Genomic DNA, 17,685 nt, shown 5'->3' with positions numbered 1-17,685 from the left:
GTCGCTCGCCCGCCGCGCGGCGCCCGGCCGGGGAGCTCGTCCCCGGCGTCGTGGCGGCCCGCGCGTGCGCACAGTGGCTCGCACCGTACGTCGATGACCTTGCAGGTGATCTGGTCCCGGTCATGCCCTCCGGTACGGGAACGGTGCCGATGGCCGCGTGAACCTCGTCCGACGGCGCCTGGCGCGGCATGCCGGGCTCGCGCACCGGTGGATGCGTCAGGCTGTCGTCGTTCATGGCCCTCCATTCGGTATGCAATCTACGGTATTCCGGACTAGACCGCACGAACAAGATTCTCGTTCAGCAGGTCGCTCACCGCGTGGATCGCCCGCAGTGTGGGCACCTCCGCGCCGGTCAGGTCGGCCAGCTCGACCACCGCGGCCAGCAGCACGTCGAGCTCCAGCGGCTTGCCCTTCTCCAGGTCCTGGAGTGTTGAGGTCTTGTGCTCGCCCGCCTTCTCCGCGCCGCGCAGGCGGCGCTCGATGGAGATCCCCGGATCGCAGCCCACCCGCCTGGCCACGTCCACCGTCTCCCGCATCATGGCCACGACCAGCTCCCTGGCGCCGTCATGGCGGCAGATGCCCGCCATGGTGGCTCTGGCCAGCGCGCTGATCGGGTTGAAGGCGATGTTTCCCATGAGTTTGATCCAGACGTCCCGGCGCAGGTCGCGCTCCACCGGGCATTTCAGGCCGCCCTCCACAGCGGCCTGGCTGAAGGCGGCACACCGCTCCGTCAGCGTGCCGTCAGGCTCGCCGATGGAGAAGCGGGTGCCTTCGAGGTGGCGGATGACGCCCGGCTCCTCGATCTCGGTGGCGGCGTACACGACGCAGCCGATGGCACGATGCAGGGGCAGCGCGGTCGTCACCGCGCCGCCAGGGTCGACGCTCTCGATGCGGTAGCCCTCGTAGGGGCCCTTGAGCCCGTGGAAGTACCACCACGGGATGCCGTTCTGCGCGGCGATGATGCTCGTGGTCTCGTGCAGAAGCGGCTGGATCATGGGGCCCGCCGAGGCGTAGCTGTTCGCCTTGAGGCCCAGGAAGATGTGGTCCACCGGACCGACCTGGGTGGGGTCGTCGGTGGCATGGGGATGGGCGACGAAGTCGCCCCTGGGGGTGAGCACCCGCACACCGGCGCGACGAATCGCCTGGAGGTGCGCGCCTCTCGCGATGAGGTGCACCTCGGCTCCCGCCCTGTGGAGGGCGGCCCCCACGTATGCGCCGATGGCGCCGGCGCCAAGAACAGCGACCTTCATGCTGCGCTCCCGTTCTCGCGTCGGATCGTGTATCCCGTATACAGTATGGAAAAACAGGGGTCAAGGATCGTGCCGGGCGCCGGTGTGCCCGACGAACCGATCGAGTTGTCCCCTGGGGCTAGACACACCGTTCGCAAGGGAGTAACCATTGCGTTCATACGGTATGCAGTATGCGGAAGACAGCATTTCGTCGCCGGGAAAGGGTGGCATGATGTCGGAAACGATCTCTGGCGGTCATCTCGTAGCCAAGGCACTCAAAGCCGAGGGCGTGGACGTGATCTACACGCTCTGCGGTGGCCACATCATCGATATCTACGACGGCTGCGTCGATGAGGGCATCGAGGTCATCGACGTACGCCACGAGCAGGTAGCCGCGCACGCCGCGGACGGGTACGCGCGCATCACCGGCAAGCCCGGCTGCGCCGTGGTCACCGCCGGCCCGGGCACGACCGACGCGGTGACCGGCGTGGCCAACGCCTTCCGCGCGGAGAGCCCGATGTTGCTCATCGGCGGGCAGGGCGCGCTGAGCCAGCACAAGATGGGCTCGCTGCAGGACCTGCCCCACGTGGACATGATGACCCCGATCACCAAGTTCGCGGCCACGGTGCCGAGCACGGAACGGGTGGCCGACATCGTGTCGATGGCCTTCCGCGAGTGCTACCACGGCGCGCCGGGGCCGTCGTTCCTGGAGATCCCGCGTGACGTGCTCGACGCGAAGGTGCCGATCGAGAAGGCGCGCATCCCCACGGCCGGCCAGTACCGCGCCTCCACCCGCCAGGCGGGCGACCCCGAGGCCGTCGAGCGGCTGGCCGACATGCTGGCGCACGCCGAGAAGCCGTGCATCCTGCTCGGCAGCCAGGTCTGGACGTGCCGGGCGACCGACGCGGCCATCGACTTCGTGCGCTCGCTGAACGTGCCCGCGTACATGAACGGCTCCGGCCGCGGCACGCTCCCGCCCGGCGACCCGCACCACTTCCAGCTCAGCCGCAGGTACGCCTTCACCGAGGCCGACCTGATCATCATCGTCGGCACCCCGTTCGACTTCCGGATGGGCTACGGCAAGCGCCTGTCGCCGACCGCGAAGGTCGTCCAGATCGACCTCGACTACCGCACCGTCGGCAAGAACCGCGACATCGACCTCGGCATCGTCGGCGACGCCGGCCTCATCCTCTCCGCCGCCGCCCAGGCCGCCACCGGCCGCATCGAGAACGGCGCGGCCCGCCGCAAGGAGTGGCTGGAGGAGCTGCGCAACGTCGAGACCCAGGCCTACGAGAAGCGGCTGCCCCGCCAGCTCTCCGGCGCCCAGCCCATCGACCCCTACCGCCTGGTCCACGAGATCAACGAGTTCCTCACCGAGGACACCATCTACATCGGCGACGGCGGCGACATCGTCACCTTCTCCGGCCAGGTCGTGCAGCCCAAGTCCCCCGGCCACTGGATGGACCCGGGCCCGCTCGGCACGCTCGGCGTCGGCATGGCCTTCGCGATGGCCGCCAAGCAGGCGCGGCGCGACAAGGAGGTGCTCTGCCTGTTCGGCGACGGCGCCTTCAGCCTGACCGGCTGGGACTTCGAGACGATGGTCCGCTTCGACCTGCCGTTCATCGGCGTCATCGGCAACAACTCCTCGATGAACCAGATCAGGTACGGCCAGGCCGCCAAGTACGGCGAGGACCGCGCCCGCGTCGGCAACACCCTCGGCGACATCCGCTACGGCGAGTTCGCCAAGCTGCTGGGCGGCTACGGCGAGGAGGTCCGCGACCCGGCCGAGATCCGCCCCGCGCTGGAGCGGGCCCGCCAGTCGGGCAAGCCCTCACTGATCAACGTCTGGGTCGACCCAGAGGTGTACGCCCCCGGAACCATGAACCAGACCATGTACAAGTAGGGGAAACGCTGAGATGAAGGCTCTCGAAGGTGTCCGCGTCCTCGACATGACCCATGTCCAGTCCGGCCCGTCGGCCACCCAGATGCTCGCGTGGCTGGGCGCCGACGTGGTCAAGCTGGAGGCCCCCACCGGTGACATCACCCGGCAGCAACTGCGCGACCTGCCCGACGTCGACAGCCTCTACTTCACGATGCTGAACTGCAACAAGCGCAGCATCACCCTCAACATGAAGAGCGAGCGCGGCAAGGAGATCTTCACCGAGCTCGTGAAGAGCGCCGACATCCTGGTGGAGAACTTCGGTCCCGGCGCGGTGGACCGGATGGGCTTCTCCTGGGAGCGCCTCCAGGAGCTCAACCCCCGCCTCATCTACGCCTCGATCAAGGGCTTCGGCCAGGGCAGGTACGCCAAGTTCAAGGCGTACGAGGTGATCGCCCAGGCCATGGGCGGCTCGATGAGCACGACGGGCTTCGAGGAGGGCCCGCCGCTGGCCACGGGCGCGCAGATCGGCGACTCGGGCACCGGCATCCACGCGGTCGCCGGCATCCTGGCCGCCCTCTACCAGCGTGAGCAGTCGGGGCGCGGGCAGCGCGTACAGGTGGCCATGCAGCACGCCGTGCTGAACCTGTGCCGCGTCAAGCTGCGCGACCAGCAGCGCCTGGCCCACGGGCCGCTGCGCGAGTACCCGAACAAGACGTTCGGCGACGAGGTGCCGCGCTCGGGCAACGCCAGCGGCGGCGGCCAGCCGGGCTGGGCGGTGCGCTGCGCGCCCGGCGGCCCGAACGACTACATCTACGTCATCGTGCAGCCGGTCGGCTGGAAGCCGATCTCGGGCATCATCGGTCGCCCCGAGCTGGCCGAGGACCCCGAGTGGTCGACGCCGGAGGCGCGGCTGTCGAAGCTGGACAAGATGTTCCAGCTCATCGAGGAGTGGACCATCCGCCACGACAAGTGGACGGTGCTGGACCGGCTCAACGCCGAGAACATCCCGTGCGGGCCGATCCTGTCCACCAAGGAGCTGGTGGAGGACGAGAGCCTCCAGGACGAGGGCATCGTCGTCAAGGTGGAGCACCCGACGCGCGGCGAGTTCGTGACGGTGGGCAGCCCGCTGCAGCTGTCGGACTCGCCGGTGGACGTACGGACGCCGCCCCTGCTGGGCGAGCACAACCAGGAGATCTACGGCGAGCTCGGCGTGAGCGCGGACGAGCTGGCCGAACTCAAGTCGAACGGAGTCATCTGATGGAGCGGCGAGTAGGGCCCGACAGCGGCAGCTCGCGTAACCAGGGCGGGTCCGTAGGGAGCGCGACCATGAGCACAGTGGCTGCCAGGCAGGTCATCGAGAAGGCGCTCGCCGAAGGGCGTAACGCTCTGACGGCCCCGGAGGGCCGCGAGCTGTGCCAGGAGTACGGCATCGCCACCCCGGGCGAAGGGCTGGCCACCTCGGCCGACGAGGCGGCGCGGCTGGCGGGGGAGATCGGGCTCCCGGTCGTCCTCAAGATCGTCTCACCCGACATCCTGCACAAGACCGACGCCGGCGGCGTGCTGGTCGGCCTGAAGAGCGAGGAGGAGGTGCGGCAGGGCTACGAGACGATCCTGGCCAACGCCCGCGCCTACAACCCCGACGCGAAGATCGACGGCATCCAGGTGCAGCAGCTCGTCGGCGGCGGCCACGAGGTCATCGTGGGCGCGGTCACCGACCCCACCTTCGGCAAGGTGATCGCGTTCGGTCTCGGCGGCGTCCTAGTTGAAGTACTTAAGGACGTGACCTTCCGGCTTGCCCCGGTTTCGGGTGATGATGCGCTGAGGATGCTGGACGACATCAGGGCGGCCGAGGTGCTGCGTGGTGCCCGTGGAGCCGAGCCCGCGAACAGGGAGGCGCTGGCGGCGCTGATCGAGCGCGTCGGCAGGCTCGTCACGGACATCCCCGAGATCGTCGAGGTGGACCTCAACCCCGTCTTCGCCGACGCCGACGGCGCGGTCGCCGCCGACGTGCGGATCCTCATCGGCGAGCCGCAGCCCGAGGTCGAGCGGCTGCCGCGCGAGGAGATCCTGCGGCAGATGAGCCGCATCTTCAAGCCGCGCTCGGTCGCCGTGATCGGCGCCTCCGCCGAGACCGGCAAGATCGGCAACTCGGTCATGAAGAACCTCATCAACGGCGGCTACCAGGGGCAGATCTACCCGATCAACCCGAAGGCCGACGAGATCATGGGGCTCACGGCGTACAAGAGCGTCGCGGACGTGCCCGGCGACGTGGACGTGGCCGTGTTCGCGATCCCCGCCAAGTTCGTCGCGGCCTCGCTGGAGGAGGTCGGCGAGAAGGGCATCGCGGGCGCGGTGATGATCCCGTCCGGCTTCGCCGAGACCGGGAACGTCGAGGGCCAGAAGGAGATCGTCGAGATCGCCCGCAGGCACGGCGTGCGCATGCTCGGCCCCAACATCTACGGCTACTACTACACGCCCGAGAACCTCTGCGCGACCTTCTGCACCCCGTACGACGTGCGCGGCAGCGTGGCGCTGACCTCCCAGAGCGGCGGCATCGGCATGGCCATCCTGGGCTTCAGCCGGACCACCAAGATGGGCGTCTCGGCCATCGTCGGCGTCGGCAACAAGGCCGACGTGGACGAGGACGACCTGCTGACCTTCTTCGAGCAGGACGACAACACCAAGGCCGTGGCCATGCACCTGGAGGACCTCAAGGACGGGCGCGGCTTCGTCGAGGCCGCCCGCCGCGTGGTCAAGGAGAAGCCGGTCATCGTGCTCAAGGCCGGGCGCACCGCGATGGGCGCGCGGGCCGCGGGCTCGCACACCGGGGCGCTGGCCGGCGACGACAAGGTCTACGACGACATCCTGCGCCAGGCCGGCGTGGTGCGCGCCCCCGGCCTCAACGACATGCTGGAGTACGCCCGCGCGCTGCCGATCCTGCCGGCGCCCAAGGGCGAGAACGTCGTCATCATCACCGGCGCGGGCGGCTCGGGCGTGCTGCTGTCCGACGCCATCGTGGACGCGGGGCTGACCCTCATGGACATCCCCGACGACCTGGACAAGGCGTTCCGCGCCTACATCCCGCCGTTCGGCGCGGCGGGCAATCCCATCGACATCACCGGCGGCGAGCCACCCTCGACCTACGAGAACACGGTCCGCCTGGGCCTGGCCGACGAGCGCATCCACGCGCTCGTGCTGGGCTACTGGCACACGATCGTGACGCCGCCGATGGTCTTCGCCGAGCTCATCGCGCGCGTCGTCGCGGAGGAGCGGGCGAAGGGCAACGTCAAGCCGGTCGTGGCGTCACTGGCCGGCGACACCGAGGTTGAGGAGGCCAGCGAGTACCTGTTCGAGCACGGCGTGGTCGCGTACCCGTACACGACGGAAAAGCCCGTGGCGGTCCTCGGTGCGAAGTACCGCTGGGCCAGGGCGGCCGGGCTGCTGGGCTAAGAGCCGAGTTCCAGCAGCACCAGGCGAGGGGGCATTTCGGGGCGCAGAGGAAGGCAACAACCCCCCAGGAGGTCCGTAGGTGGACACATCTAACACACCACCGGCGACGGCCACGCCGCCGGTCGAGGATCAACGAGTATGGAAAGCGGGCCGGCTCGAGCCGATGCCCATCAGGAAGCTCCCCGACGCGCCTCCCTCGGTGCACATTCTGGGGCCGACGGTGTTCCTCGTCGCCCTGGGTGTGGGCATGGGCGAGTCGTACATGTGGCCCCGGCTGGTGCTGCTGTTCGGGCCGGAGATCAGGTGGCTGTTCCTGATCGGCGTCACCCTGCAGGCCGTGGTGATGCTGGAGATGGCCCGTTACGCCATGGCCACGGGGGAGAGCATCTTCTCCGGCGCGGCCAGGGTGTTCAAGCCGCTGATGTGGTTCTTCTTCATCGTGGCGATCGCCGTCTACATCTGGCCGGGACACCTGTCGGCCGGAGCGGCGGCGTTCGAGGAGATCACCGGAATACCCTGGGTGGTGACCGCGATCGCCGGGTTGATCCTCGTCGGCGTGGTCTTCACCCTGGCCAAGGTGATCTACAACCTGCTCGAGAACGTGCTCTCCCTGCTGATCGGGGCGCTCGTGCTCGGCACGGCCGTGGTCGCCGCCATGGTCGGCTCCTGGGGAGACGTCGTCACCACGATCTCCGGCATGTTCTCCTTCGGCTACCTGCCGGCGGAGGCGCTGACGGCCACGTGGTTCCCCGTCATCGTCGGCGCCTGCGCCTTCGCCGGCCCCTCGGGCATGCAGCAGATGTGGTACACGCTGCACCTGCGTGACTCCGGGGCGGGCATGGGCGTGCACCAGCCGAAGATCCGCGGGTTGCGCCACGCGGGCGAGGAGGAGGAGCGGCCGTCCCGCGGGTTCATGTTCGACACCGAGGACCCGGCCGAGATGGCCAAGTGGAAGGGCTGGCGGCGCTGGGTCACCTTCGACGCGTTGCTGCTCTTCTGGGGCATCACCATGCTGGTCACGGTCTCCTTCACGGTGATCGCGCAGGCGGCGGTGCGGCTCGACCCGGCCGTGCGCACGGCCATTCAGGGCGACGACCGGGAAGTGGCGCTGTCGGCGATGTCGAACGCCGTCTCCTCGGCGGGCAGCTCGGTTCTCGGGGTCGTGTTCCTCGGGTTCATCGCGCTGATCGGCCTGAACGCGACGCTCGGCCTGTTCGACTCGTTCTCGCGCGGCCAGGCGGACATGACCTACAACTTCATCCCCGGGACGAAGAAGCTGGGCATGTCGAAGCTGTACGCGATCTTCCTCTGGGGCGTGATCATCTTCGGGATCCTGATCCTGCTGTTCGGCCCCGCCGACGGTCCCAGCGGGATCCTGGACACGCTGGCGTTCCTGTCGACGTTCGCGATGGGCGCGTACTGCGTGACCCTGCTCCTGGTGAACAACCGCATGCTGCCCAAGCCGATCAGGCCCAAGTGGTGGTCGAACGCCATCATCGGCTTCGGCGCGGTGTTCTACCTGGGGATGCTGTTCTACAGCCTGTTCGCCTACGGCGTGGTCGTGGGCTGATGATCGGACGGCACAGCCTCGAACTCGCCCTCCCCGGGGCGTCTGTCGGAGCCGTGGCCGGAGCCATAGCCGGTGGGCTGACCCTGCTCGCGGGGCAGTCCACCGGCATGGCGGGGCTCGCGGCGCTGGCTCTGGCCACGCCGCTGGCCCTCTTCGGCGGCCTCTACAGCATGCTGCTCGGCCACGGCGTCTTCCGCCCCGGCACCTTCGGCCCCGTCGGCCTGTACTGGATGGCCGCCTTCCCGGTGTCCCGGCTGGCGCAGGAGATCCTGGCCCCGACGGGCGCGCTGCTCGAAGGAGTGGGGCCGTTCCTGGCGTACCAGGCCATGATCGCCCTCGGCTTCGCGATCGGCTTCCTGTGGGTGCACGAGCGGCTCATGCCGCACTGGCTCCTGCGCAGGGCCGGCGACAACCCGGTCGCGCAGGAACTGCTGGAGAAGTACCTGCGCTTCGCCAGGGTCGTCCGCGCGCGCAAGAGCACGAGGAAGGGAGGCAGGTAGATGGTTCCGGCCATGGAACTGCCGTTCTGGATCTGGGCCGCCACCATCGGCGGGTTCTGCCTGGTGCTCGCGCTCGACTTCTGGCTCGTGGCCCGCAACCCGCACGAGCCCAGCTTCAAGGAGTGCGTGGGCTGGGTCTCGTTCTACGTGGGCCTGGCTGTGGCCTTCGGCGTGGGCCTGCTCCTGCTGTCAGGGCCGGCGCACGGAGGGGAGTTCTTCGCCGGCTGGATCACCGAGTACTCGCTCAGCGTCGACAACCTCTTCGTCTTCCTGCTGATCATGAGCCGGTTCCAGGTGCCGCGGCAGTACCGGCAGAAGGTGCTGCTCATCGGCATCATCCTGGCGCTGGTCATGCGCGGCGGCTTCATCGCCGCCGGCGCCGAGGCCGTCACCAGGTTCGACTGGCTCTTCTACGTCTTCGGCGCCTTCCTCGTCTACACGGCGTGGAAGCTGATCGGGCACGAGGAGGAGGCGGAGTTCTCCGAGAACATCGCCCTGCGCACGGTGCGCCGGGTGCTGCCGACGACGGACACCTACCACGGCGCCCGGCTGACCGTGCACCACGGGCGCAGGATGGTCACCCCGATGCTGATCGTGATGGTCGCGATCGGGACCACCGACCTGCTGTTCGCGCTGGACTCGATCCCGGCCATCTTCGGGCTCACCAAGGAGCCGTACCTGGTGTTCACCGCCAACGCCTTCGCCCTCATGGGGCTGCGGCAGCTCTTCTTCCTCATCGGGGGCCTGCTCGACCGGCTGGTCTACCTGAGCAAGGGGCTGTCGGTGGTGCTGGCGTTCATCGGCGTGAAGCTGATCCTGGAAGCCCTGCACCACGACGGGGTGTCCTGGGCGCCGGAGATCCCGATCCTGGTCTCTCTCGGGGTCATCCTCGGAACTCTCGCAGTCACCACGGTGCTCAGCCTGATGAAGTCGTCCCGCGACGCCAAGAAGGTGGTGGAGCCGGAAACCGCCGATCGCTGAACCGGCCGCGCGCGGGGGCCGGTGGCTGCTTGTGGGTGGCCGCCCCCCTGCCGCGGCTCAGTGGCGCGGTTGCTCGCGGACGTCGTGCTCCTGCTGCGTGCTCCACTGACGCAGGTAGTGGTCCGCCTCGTCTGCCGAATAGTGCTTCCTGAGCGCTGCGCTCAGGCCGAGGCCGATGGCTCGGCCGTCCGCTGCCTGGCCCAGAGGATCACCAAGGAGAAAGCGCCAGAACGCCTTCACGGTCATACACCTCCGTTCTGTATGGCTCCCACCCTCTACCCGAGGTGTTTCGGAGCATGTGGACTTCTGTGAACGTCACGTCAACCGAGCTGACGGGGCCTGCGCCGGCGCACCGGCTTGGGCGCCGGCTCCGCGGGCTCGCTCTCCCGCTGCTCCATGTACGAGGCGCGGGTGTGCTCCGTGTGCTCCCGCATGATCTTCGCGGCCCTGCGCTCGTCGCCGGCCTCGATGGCGTCGATGAGCGCCTTGTGCTCCTCCCACGACGCCATGCCGCGCTGGCGGGCCACCGGCGTGTGGTACCACCGCACCCGCCTGGCCACCTGGGCGGCCAGCTCGGCCAGCACCCTGTTGCCCGACAGCGCCGTCACCAGCGTGTGCAGCTCGGAGTTGGTCGCCACGGCGCCGTCCACGTCGTCGGACTGCACGGCGGCGATGCCGCGGGCGCACAGGGCGCGCAGGCGTTGCACGCCGTCCTCGCCGGCGTGCAGCGCGGCGAGCCGGGCGGACTCGGTCTCCAGCAGCGTGCGCACCGCGAGGAGCTGGTCGGCCTCCTCCACGGTGGGCACGTGCACGAACGCGCCCTGGCCCGGGTGGAGATCGACCCAGCCCTCGCCGCTGAGCTGCTGGAGCGCCTCGCGTACGGGCTGCCTGGAGACGCCGAGCAGCTCGGCCAGCTCGCTCTCGACCAGATGCTGGCCGGGCTTGAGCTGGCCGGAGACGATGAGCTCCTGGATGGCCTCGATCACGCTCTCCCTGAGCGTGGCCGGGCGCGGAATCTTGGGGGCCGCCGTCTGACCGGCCTGATCCGACAGCAACATGGTGACGTCTCCAGGTATGGGTGCTTTACGGTTTTTGGTCGACTGCCTACAGCATACCGTCTGGGGGTTATCCGCGGTCGTGAGTCTCGTCACAGAGCGTCGCGTCACAGCCCGTTGTGTTACAGGGTGTCGTGCCCTGAATCGGCGTGGTGTCACAGGGGAATCGTGGCGGGCAGGCCCGGGATGCGCAGGCGCGGGGTGGCCAGGGCGGGCAGGGCCGCCAGCGCGGCCGCGGCCAGCAGGGCGCCGCCGGGGGCGGTCAGCGCGGTGAGGGCCAGGGTCACGGCCACCACGCCCGCCACGGCCTTGGCGCTGTAGACGACCGCGTGGATCTCGGTGGCGCCCTCGGTGCCGAACAGCTCGCGTACGAGGCTGGCGAGCAGGGGGTAGAACGCCCCGCCGCCCAGCCCGGCCGCCACCGCCCCGAGCCACAGCAGGGGAGTGCCCACCGTCGCCTCCGGCACCACCATGCCCGGTCCCGTGCCGCCCGCCGTGCCGCCCGCGGTGCCGCCCGCGGTGCCGGCCGCCGCGTTCTGGACGGCCACGGCCAGGAGGACCTGGCCGAGCGCGAGCGAGCCGAAGACCGCCGCCAGGACCCGGCGGCGGCCGAAGAGCTCGGCGGCGCGCATGGCCACCGACCTGCCCGCGCCGTTCAGCGCCACGAGCAGGGCCAGCGCGCCCCACGCGCCGGTGGCCGCCACCACGATCACGTCGAACACGGACACCGCTCCCGCGCACACCAGCATCAGCGCGAGAGCCGGCAGCGTGCGCGTGCGCAGCGCCTGCGCGAGCCCGAACTGCTTGACCGCCTCCGGGGAGGTGCGCAGCCGGGCCGCGTCCAGGGCGTGGGTGCGCGGGTCCACGTCGTCGGGCCACCACTGGGCCGGCGGCAGCCGGAGGTGGCGGGCGGTGGTGGCGATGACGGCCGTGGCCAGGACGGCGCAGGCCAGGAAGCCGGCCGAGGTCAGGCCGGGCGCGATCCCGGCCCAGAGCAGCAGGGGCACCGCGCCGTACCCGAAGGCGCCGGTGATGAGGCCGACGCGGGCGGCCGGGCGCTCCGGGTACCAGGACGAGACGACCTCGCCGCAGACCCCGTAGACCAGCCCCGCGCCCAGCCCGCCGAGCACGGCGTACCCGGCGAGGGTGAGCAGCCCGCCGCCGGAGAGCAGCGCCGCCAGGTCGCCTGCGCCCGGCACCGGGGAGCCGCTGCCCGGCGCGGACAGGCCGCCGCCTGTCGTCAGGACGCCGGGCGCCAGGGCCGCGGTGAGCAGGCCGAGGCCGCTGAGGGCCGCGCCGGCCGACAGGCAGGCGCGCACGCCGAGCCGCCGCCGTCGCACGAGATGGAGCGCGGGCAGGGCGCCCGCGGCCTGGCAGGCGATCCAGATCGCCAGCAGGGTCAGCCCGGAGGCCTGGCCGGCGTGCAGCGCGGCGTAGCCGTACTGGAGCGGGCTGATGGCGGCCATCGCGGCCAGGGCCAGCCGGAACATGCGGGTGCGGTCGGCGGGGACCGGCCCTGGACGGTACGACCGCCCCCGCCAGTCCTTTATTGCATTCTCCATACTGTATGGAATATCCCGCTGCATGGACCCCTGTCGAGACCCTAGACGGAGGATACTCCATACGGTATACCGTCTACAAAGGAGGCTCGAATGGACCTGTACGAGTACCAGGCGAAGGAGCTCTTCGGGCGTCACGGGATCCCCGTTCCCGCAGGCCGGACCGCGGCCACCCCGGCCGAGGCCCGCGAGATCGCGGCGGGACTGGGCACGCCCGTTGTCATCAAGGCCCAGGTGAAGACCGGTGGACGGGGCAAGGCAGGCGGGATCAGACCGGCGGCGGGGCCGGTCGCGGCCGAGGCGGAGGCCGATCGCGTCATCGGAATGGACATCAAGGGGCACATCGCGCGCCGCGTGCTGGTGGAGTCCGCGACGGTGCCGTTCGAGGAGTACTACGCGGCCTTCCTGGTGGACCGCGCCGAGGGCGGGTTCCTGGCGATGGTGTCGGGGCAGGGCGGCATGGAGATCGAGGAGCTGGCGGCCACCGACCCCGACGCCCTCGTGAAGCTGCCGATCGACCCCGAGGCGGGTGTGGACGCCGACACCGCCAGGCTGCTTGCGGCCAAGGCCGGCCTGCCCGAGCAGGCGGCCCCGGTGCTGGAGAAGCTGTGGCGGGTGCTGGTCGAGGAGGACGCGCTGCTCGTCGAGGTGAATCCGCTGATCTGCACCACCGACCAGCGGATCGTGGCGCTCGACGGCAAGGTCACCCTCGACGACAACTCGGCCTTCCGCCACTCGTGGGAGGGCTACGCCGAGAGTGCGGACAGCTTGGAGGACCGCGCCAAGGCCAAGGGGCTCAACTACGTCAAGCTGGACGGCACGGTCGGCGTGATCGGCAACGGCGCCGGGCTGGTCATGAGCACGCTCGACGTGGTGGCCGGGGCGGGGGCCGATCCCGCGAACTTCCTCGACATCGGCGGCGGCGCGTCCGCCCAGGTCATGGCGGACGGGCTGGAGATCATCCTGGCCGACCCCGACGTCCGCTCGGTGCTGGTCAACGTCTTCGGCGGCATCACGGCCTGCGACGCGGTGGCGAACGGCATCGTCACCGCGCTGGAGCTGCTCGGCGAGCGCGGCCACGGCACGCCCATCGTCGTACGGCTCGACGGCAACAACGCCGAGGTGGGCCGGCGCATCCTCAGCGACGCCCGCCACCCGGCGGTCCGCCAGGTCGCAACCATGGACGGCGCCGCCGAGATGGCGGCCAGACTCGCGGCAGGTGCGTAGATGGCCATCTTTCTGACCAAGGACAGCCGGGTACTCGTCCAGGGCATGACGGGCGCGGAGGGCACTCGCCACACCGCCCGCATGCTCGCCGCCGGCACCGACATCGTGGCCGGGGTGACGCCCGGCAAGGGCGGCCGCTCGGTGGACTTCGGGGAGCGGAACGTGCCGGTGTTCGGCTCGGTCGCCGAGGCGGCGGCGGAGACGGGGGCCGACGTGTCGGTGATCTTCGTGCCGCCGCGCTTCACCGCCTCGGCCGTGGAGGAGGCCGTGACGGCGGAGGTGCCGCTCTGCGTGGTGATCACGGAGGGCGTGCCGGTGCACGACGCCGTGCGCTTCCGGGCCCTGGCGGGCGGCAGGACCAGGATCATCGGCCCCAACTGCCCCGGCCTGATCAGCCCCGGCCAGTCCTCGGCCGGCATCATCCCCGCCGACATCACCTCCGCCGGCCGCATCGGGCTGGTCTCGAAGTCGGGGACGCTGACCTACCAGCTCATGTACGAGCTGCGCGACCTCGGCTTCTCCACCGCCGTCGGCATCGGCGGCGACCCGGTCATCGGCACCACGCACATCGACTGCCTCCAGGCGTTCCAGGACGACCCGGGCACCGACGCCATCGTGATGATCGGCGAGATCGGCGGCGACGCCGAGGAGCGCGCCGCCGCCTACATCGAGCAGCACGTCACCAAGCCGGTCGTGGCCTACGTGGCGGGCTTCACCGCTCCCGAAGGCAAGACGATGGGCCACGCGGGCGCGATCGTGTCCGGCTCGTCCGGCACCGCCCAGGCCAAGAAGGAGGCCCTGGAGGCGGTCGGCGTGCGCGTCGGCAGGACGCCCTCCGAGACCGCCCGCCTCATGCGGTCGGTGCTGTCATGAGATTCGACGTCAACCTCTCCATCCTCTTCACCGACCTGCCGCTGCTGGAGCGCCCGGCGGCGGCGGCCAAGTGCGGCTTCGACGCGGTCGAGCTGTGGTGGCCGTTCGACGGCCCGGACCCCGGCGGCGCGGCGCTGGCCGAGCTGCGGCAGGCCATCGAGGAGGCCGGGGTGCGCCTGGTCGGGCTCAACTTCGACGCCGGTGACATGGCGGCGGGCGAGCGCGGCCTGCTGGCCAGGCCGGAGTCCTCGGCCCGCTTCCAGGCCAACATCGAGGTCGCCGTCCGGCTCGCCGGCGAGCTGGGCTGCCCGGTGCTGAACGCCCTGTACGGCAACGGCCCCGGCACCGACAGGGAGCTGGCCGTGGCGAACCTGCGCAGGGCGGCGGACGCGGCCAGGGGCATCGGTGCGACCGTGGTCGTCGAGGCGCTCAACTCCCACGAGAACCCGCTCTACCCGATCACCTCGGCGGGTGCGGCGTTCGAGCTCATCGACGAGGTGGACAGGGACAACGTGGCCTTCCTGGCCGACCTCTACCACCTGCACCGGATGGGCGAGAACGTGCTCGCGCTCATCGACCGGCACGCGGGCCGGTTCGGGCACGTGCAGATCGCCGACGATCCCGGCAGGGGGCGGCCGGGAAGCGGCGCGATGCCGTACGAGGAGATCTTCGCGCACCTGGAGGCGGCGGGGTACCGCGGCCACGTCGGCCTGGAGTACCGGCACGAGGGGCCGGGCGCGTTCGACTGGAGGCAAGGATGAACATCGGGTTCGTCGGTCTGGGGATCATGGGCAGCCCGATGGCCGCCAACCTCCTCAAGGCCGGATATGTCGTGACCGGTTATGACGTGAGTGCCGAGCGCGTCGAGCAGCTCGTCGCCCTGGGCGGCAAGGGCGCCGCGGGCGTGGTGGACGCGGTCGCCGGCGCGGACGTCGTCATCTCCATGCTGCCCGACTCGCCGCAGGTCGAGGCGGTCGCGCCGCTCGTCATCGAGTACGCCAAGCCGAACCTGCTCTACGTGGACATGAGCACGATCAAGCCGGAGACCTCCCGATGGGTGGCCAGGGAGGCCGCGAAGGTCGGCGTGCGGGCCCTGGACGCGCCGGTCAGCGGCGGCGAGCGCGGCGCGGTCGACGGCACCCTGTCCATCATGGTCGGCGGCGCGCCCGACGACTTCGAGGCGGCCAGGCCCGTCCTGGAGCGCCTCGGCGTCACCATCGTGCACGTCGGCCCGGCAGGCGCGGGCCAGACCGTCAAGGCGGCCAACCAGCTCGTGGTGGGCGGCATCTACGGGCTCGTCTCGGAGGCCATCGTGCTGCTGGAGGCGTCCGGCGTGGACCCGGCCCCCGGGCTCGACGTGCTGGCCGGCGGCCTGGCGGGCTCGCGGATCCTGGAGCTCAAGCGGCACACCATGGTCAAGCGGGAGTTCGCCCCCGGCTTCCGCATCGACCTGCACCACAAGGACATGGGCATCGCCCTGGCCGCGGCCCGCGAGGCCGGAGTCAGCCTGCCGCTCACCGGGCAGGTCGCCCAGCTCGTGGCCGCGGCCAGGGCGCAGGGCCACGGCTCGCTCGACCACTCCGCCCTGCTCAAGGTGATCGAAAGGCTCAACGCATGAACCGAATGCCCTGCATGGAGGCCGTGGTCCAGGTGCTGGAGTCGGAGGGGGTGGACACCGTCTTCGGCATCCCCGGCGCGGCCATCCTGCCCCTGTACGCCGCGCTCCAGAACAGCTCGATCCGGCACATCACCGTACGGCACGAGGAGGGCGGCACCCACGCGGCCGACGGCTGGGCCAGGGTCACCGGGAACGTCGGCGTCTGCATCGGCACCAGCGGCCCCGCCGGCACGAACATGATCACCGGTCTCTACACCGCGCTGGCCGACTCGATCCCGATGATCTGCGTCACCGGGCAGGCCGTGACCTCCAAGCTGCACCAGGAGGCGTTCCAGGCGGTGGACATCGTGGAGATCGCCAAGCCGGTGACCAAGTGGGCGGTGCAGCTCAAGGAGCCCGCCCAGGCGCCGTGGCTGTTCAGGGAGGCGTTCAGGATCGCCCGGTCGGGACGTCCCGGGCCGGTGCTCATCGACCTCCCGCTCGACGTCCAGCGCGGTTCCTGCCGGTACGACCGCGCGCTGGACGCGCCGCTGCCCGTCGAGGTCCCCCGGCCGCTGCCCAAGGCCGTCCGGGCGGCCATGGACCTGCTGGAGGAGGCCAGGCGGCCGATCATCCTGGCGGGCGGCGGCGTGATCATCGGTGACGCGACCGAGGAACTGCGGGCGCTGGCCGAGCACCTTCAGGTCCCGGTGCAGGTCACGCTCATGGGCAAGGGGGCCTTCCCCGAGGACCACCCGCTGTTCGCCGGGATGGCGGGCATACAGACGCAGACGCGGTGGGGCAACGCCGCGTTCCTGGAGAGCGACCTGGTGCTGGCCGTGGGCGCCCGCTTCGGCGACCGGCACACCGGCGATCTCGACGTCTACCGCCGGGGGCGCAAGTTCGTGCACGTGGACATCGACCCCATGCAGATCGGGCGGGTCTTCGAGCCGGACCTGGGCGTCCTCGGGCACGCCCGCCCGGTGCTGGCCGACCTGCGCGACGAGGCGCGCCGCCGCGGCGAGCGCAGGGAGGCGGGCAAGTGGCCGCGCAGGGTGGCCGAGCTGCGCGGCACGATGGGCCGCAGGGACGACTTCGAGGACGTGCCGATCAAGCCGCCCAGGGTGTTCAAGGAGATCAACGAGTACTTCCCGCGGGACACCACGTTCGTCACCGCGATCGGGCTCTACCAGATCTGGTCGGGCCAGTTCCAGACCACCTACCTGCCGCGCCGCTACCTGGTCTGCGGGCAGGCCGGGCCGCTGGGCTGGGAGGTGCCCGCCGCCATGGGGGTCAAGCTCGCCCATCCCGAGCGGCAGGTCGTGGCGGTGGTCGGTGACTACTCCTTCCAGTTCCTGATGGAGGAGGTGGCGGTGGCGGCGCAGTACCGGGTGCCGTTCGTCATCGTCATGATCAACAACGAGTACCTGGGGCTGATCCGGCAGGCCGAGCTCCCGTACGGCATGAACTACGCCGTCGACCTGCACTACGGGGAGGGCGGCATCGACCATGTCAAGGCCATGGAGGCGTTCGGCTGCCCGGCACGGCGGGTGGAGCTGCCCGGCGACATCCGCGACGCGCTGGCCTGGGCCACCGCCGAGGCGGCGGACAAGAGGCTGCCGGTCCTGGTGGAGGTGATGGTGGAGCGCGAGGCGAACGCCGCCATGGGCCCGTCGCTGGAGGCCGTCAAGGAGTTCGAGCCGCTGCCCGAGCTCATCACCGCCGACTGGTCCGACTGAGATCCGACCGGGATGCGACCGCG

Annotated in this window: 15 protein-coding genes; 11 read left to right on the top strand and 4 right to left on the bottom strand. The window is 70.5% G+C overall.

All coding sequences use genetic code 11. From position 1 onward, the window contains the following. Positions 1-272: 272 nt before the first annotated feature. Positions 273-1,250, bottom strand: coding sequence for a 2-dehydropantoate 2-reductase (locus HD597_RS38155; protein ID WP_253748837.1), 978 nt, complete (start codon positions 1,248-1,250; stop codon positions 273-275). Between the two features lie 208 nt (positions 1,251-1,458). Between HD597_RS38155 and HD597_RS38150 the strand changes: the two genes are divergently transcribed. The 6 genes from HD597_RS38150 to HD597_RS38125 all read left to right on the top strand — a co-directional run bounded on the left by HD597_RS38150 (position 1,459) and on the right by HD597_RS38125 (position 9,612). Further along, the gene (locus HD597_RS38150) at positions 1,459-3,132 is read left to right on the top strand and encodes a thiamine pyrophosphate-binding protein (RefSeq protein ID WP_253748835.1); all 1,674 of its coding nucleotides are present in this window, start codon (positions 1,459-1,461) and stop codon (positions 3,130-3,132) included. Between the two features lie 13 nt (positions 3,133-3,145). Beyond that, positions 3,146-4,369, top strand: a complete 1,224-nt coding sequence (gene frc, locus HD597_RS38145) for a formyl-CoA transferase (RefSeq protein WP_253748833.1) — start codon at positions 3,146-3,148, stop codon at positions 4,367-4,369. Between the two features lie 68 nt (positions 4,370-4,437). Beyond that, entirely contained in the window at positions 4,438-6,561 is a 2,124-nt protein-coding gene (locus tag HD597_RS38140) for an acetate--CoA ligase family protein (RefSeq protein ID WP_253748831.1), read from the top strand. Between the two features lie 79 nt (positions 6,562-6,640). Beyond that, the gene (locus tag HD597_RS38135) at positions 6,641-8,131 is read left to right on the top strand and encodes an Nramp family divalent metal transporter (RefSeq protein WP_253748829.1); all 1,491 of its coding nucleotides are present in this window, start codon (positions 6,641-6,643) and stop codon (positions 8,129-8,131) included. A gap of 53 nt (positions 8,132-8,184) precedes the next feature. Beyond that, positions 8,185-8,631 carry a hypothetical protein gene (locus HD597_RS38130; RefSeq protein ID WP_253748827.1) on the top strand — a complete coding sequence of 149 codons (447 nt, stop codon included), beginning with the start codon at positions 8,185-8,187 and terminating at the stop codon, positions 8,629-8,631. A 12-nt stretch (positions 8,632-8,643) separates the two neighbouring features. Next, on the top strand, positions 8,644-9,612 hold the full coding sequence (locus HD597_RS38125; RefSeq protein WP_253748825.1) for a TerC family protein: 969 nt from the start codon (positions 8,644-8,646) through the stop codon (positions 9,610-9,612). Positions 9,613-9,669: 57 nt separating this feature from the next. Here the strand turns inward: HD597_RS38125 and HD597_RS38120 are convergent, their stop codons facing one another. From HD597_RS38120 to HD597_RS38110, 3 genes are all read right to left on the bottom strand, one after another. Beyond that, positions 9,670-9,852, bottom strand: coding sequence for a hypothetical protein (locus tag HD597_RS38120; protein ID WP_253748823.1), 183 nt, complete (start codon positions 9,850-9,852; stop codon positions 9,670-9,672). 80 nt (positions 9,853-9,932) lie between these two features. Beyond that, positions 9,933-10,670 carry a GntR family transcriptional regulator gene (locus tag HD597_RS38115; RefSeq protein ID WP_253748821.1) on the bottom strand — a complete coding sequence of 246 codons (738 nt, stop codon included), beginning with the start codon at positions 10,668-10,670 and terminating at the stop codon, positions 9,933-9,935. Between the two features lie 152 nt (positions 10,671-10,822). Further along, positions 10,823-12,229, bottom strand: a complete 1,407-nt coding sequence (locus HD597_RS38110) for an MFS transporter (protein ID WP_253748819.1) — start codon at positions 12,227-12,229, stop codon at positions 10,823-10,825. A gap of 90 nt (positions 12,230-12,319) precedes the next feature. Here HD597_RS38110 and sucC point away from each other — a divergent pair, with 90 nt between their 5' ends. Genes sucC through gcl form a run of 5 tightly spaced genes read left to right on the top strand, consistent with a single transcriptional unit; the run spans position 12,320 to position 17,662 of the window. Beyond that, complete coding sequence (gene sucC, locus HD597_RS38105) at positions 12,320-13,453, top strand: ADP-forming succinate--CoA ligase subunit beta (RefSeq protein WP_253748817.1); 1,134 nt, start codon at positions 12,320-12,322, stop codon at positions 13,451-13,453. After that, the gene (gene sucD / locus HD597_RS38100) at positions 13,454-14,326 is read left to right on the top strand and encodes a succinate--CoA ligase subunit alpha (protein WP_253748815.1); all 873 of its coding nucleotides are present in this window, start codon (positions 13,454-13,456) and stop codon (positions 14,324-14,326) included. Next, entirely contained in the window at positions 14,323-15,087 is a 765-nt protein-coding gene (locus HD597_RS38095) for a hydroxypyruvate isomerase family protein (RefSeq protein WP_253748813.1), read from the top strand. Before sucD ends, HD597_RS38095 begins: the two co-directional genes overlap by 4 nt. Next, a complete protein-coding gene (locus HD597_RS38090) occupies positions 15,084-15,944 on the top strand; it encodes a 2-hydroxy-3-oxopropionate reductase (protein ID WP_253748811.1) in 861 nt (286 codons plus the stop codon). Before HD597_RS38095 ends, HD597_RS38090 begins: the two co-directional genes overlap by 4 nt. Next, positions 15,941-17,662: a glyoxylate carboligase gene (gene gcl / locus HD597_RS38085; RefSeq protein ID WP_253748809.1), complete on the top strand. Its 1,722-nt coding sequence runs from the start codon at positions 15,941-15,943 to the stop codon at positions 17,660-17,662. Before HD597_RS38090 ends, gcl begins: the two co-directional genes overlap by 4 nt. The last annotated feature ends 23 nt before the right edge of the window (positions 17,663-17,685 follow it).

It is taken from the genome of Nonomuraea thailandensis, assembly GCF_024172165.1.
GTDB classification, from domain to species: domain Bacteria; phylum Actinomycetota; class Actinomycetes; order Streptosporangiales; family Streptosporangiaceae; genus Nonomuraea; species Nonomuraea thailandensis.
Note: the sequence above shows the minus strand (reverse complement) of the source record. Positions and strands in the feature narration are given on the sequence as shown.

Coding starts and splice junctions, on each gene's coding strand:
- HD597_RS38110 (WP_253748819.1), bottom strand. CDS start 12,229: ATGGAGAATGCAATAAAGGACTGGCGGGGGCGGTCGTACCGTCCAGGG.
- HD597_RS38115 (WP_253748821.1), bottom strand. CDS start 10,670: ATGTTGCTGTCGGATCAGGCCGGTCAGACGGCGGCCCCCAAGATTCCG.
- HD597_RS38155 (WP_253748837.1), bottom strand. CDS start 1,250: ATGAAGGTCGCTGTTCTTGGCGCCGGCGCCATCGGCGCATACGTGGGG.
- sucD (WP_253748815.1), top strand. CDS start 13,454: ATGGCCATCTTTCTGACCAAGGACAGCCGGGTACTCGTCCAGGGCATG.
- HD597_RS38125 (WP_253748825.1), top strand. CDS start 8,644: ATGGAACTGCCGTTCTGGATCTGGGCCGCCACCATCGGCGGGTTCTGC.
- HD597_RS38095 (WP_253748813.1), top strand. CDS start 14,323: ATGAGATTCGACGTCAACCTCTCCATCCTCTTCACCGACCTGCCGCTG.
- frc (WP_253748833.1), top strand. CDS start 3,146: ATGAAGGCTCTCGAAGGTGTCCGCGTCCTCGACATGACCCATGTCCAG.
- sucC (WP_253748817.1), top strand. CDS start 12,320: ATGGACCTGTACGAGTACCAGGCGAAGGAGCTCTTCGGGCGTCACGGG.
- HD597_RS38140 (WP_253748831.1), top strand. CDS start 4,438: ATGAGCACAGTGGCTGCCAGGCAGGTCATCGAGAAGGCGCTCGCCGAA.
- gcl (WP_253748809.1), top strand. CDS start 15,941: ATGAACCGAATGCCCTGCATGGAGGCCGTGGTCCAGGTGCTGGAGTCG.
- HD597_RS38150 (WP_253748835.1), top strand. CDS start 1,459: ATGATGTCGGAAACGATCTCTGGCGGTCATCTCGTAGCCAAGGCACTC.
- HD597_RS38090 (WP_253748811.1), top strand. CDS start 15,084: ATGAACATCGGGTTCGTCGGTCTGGGGATCATGGGCAGCCCGATGGCC.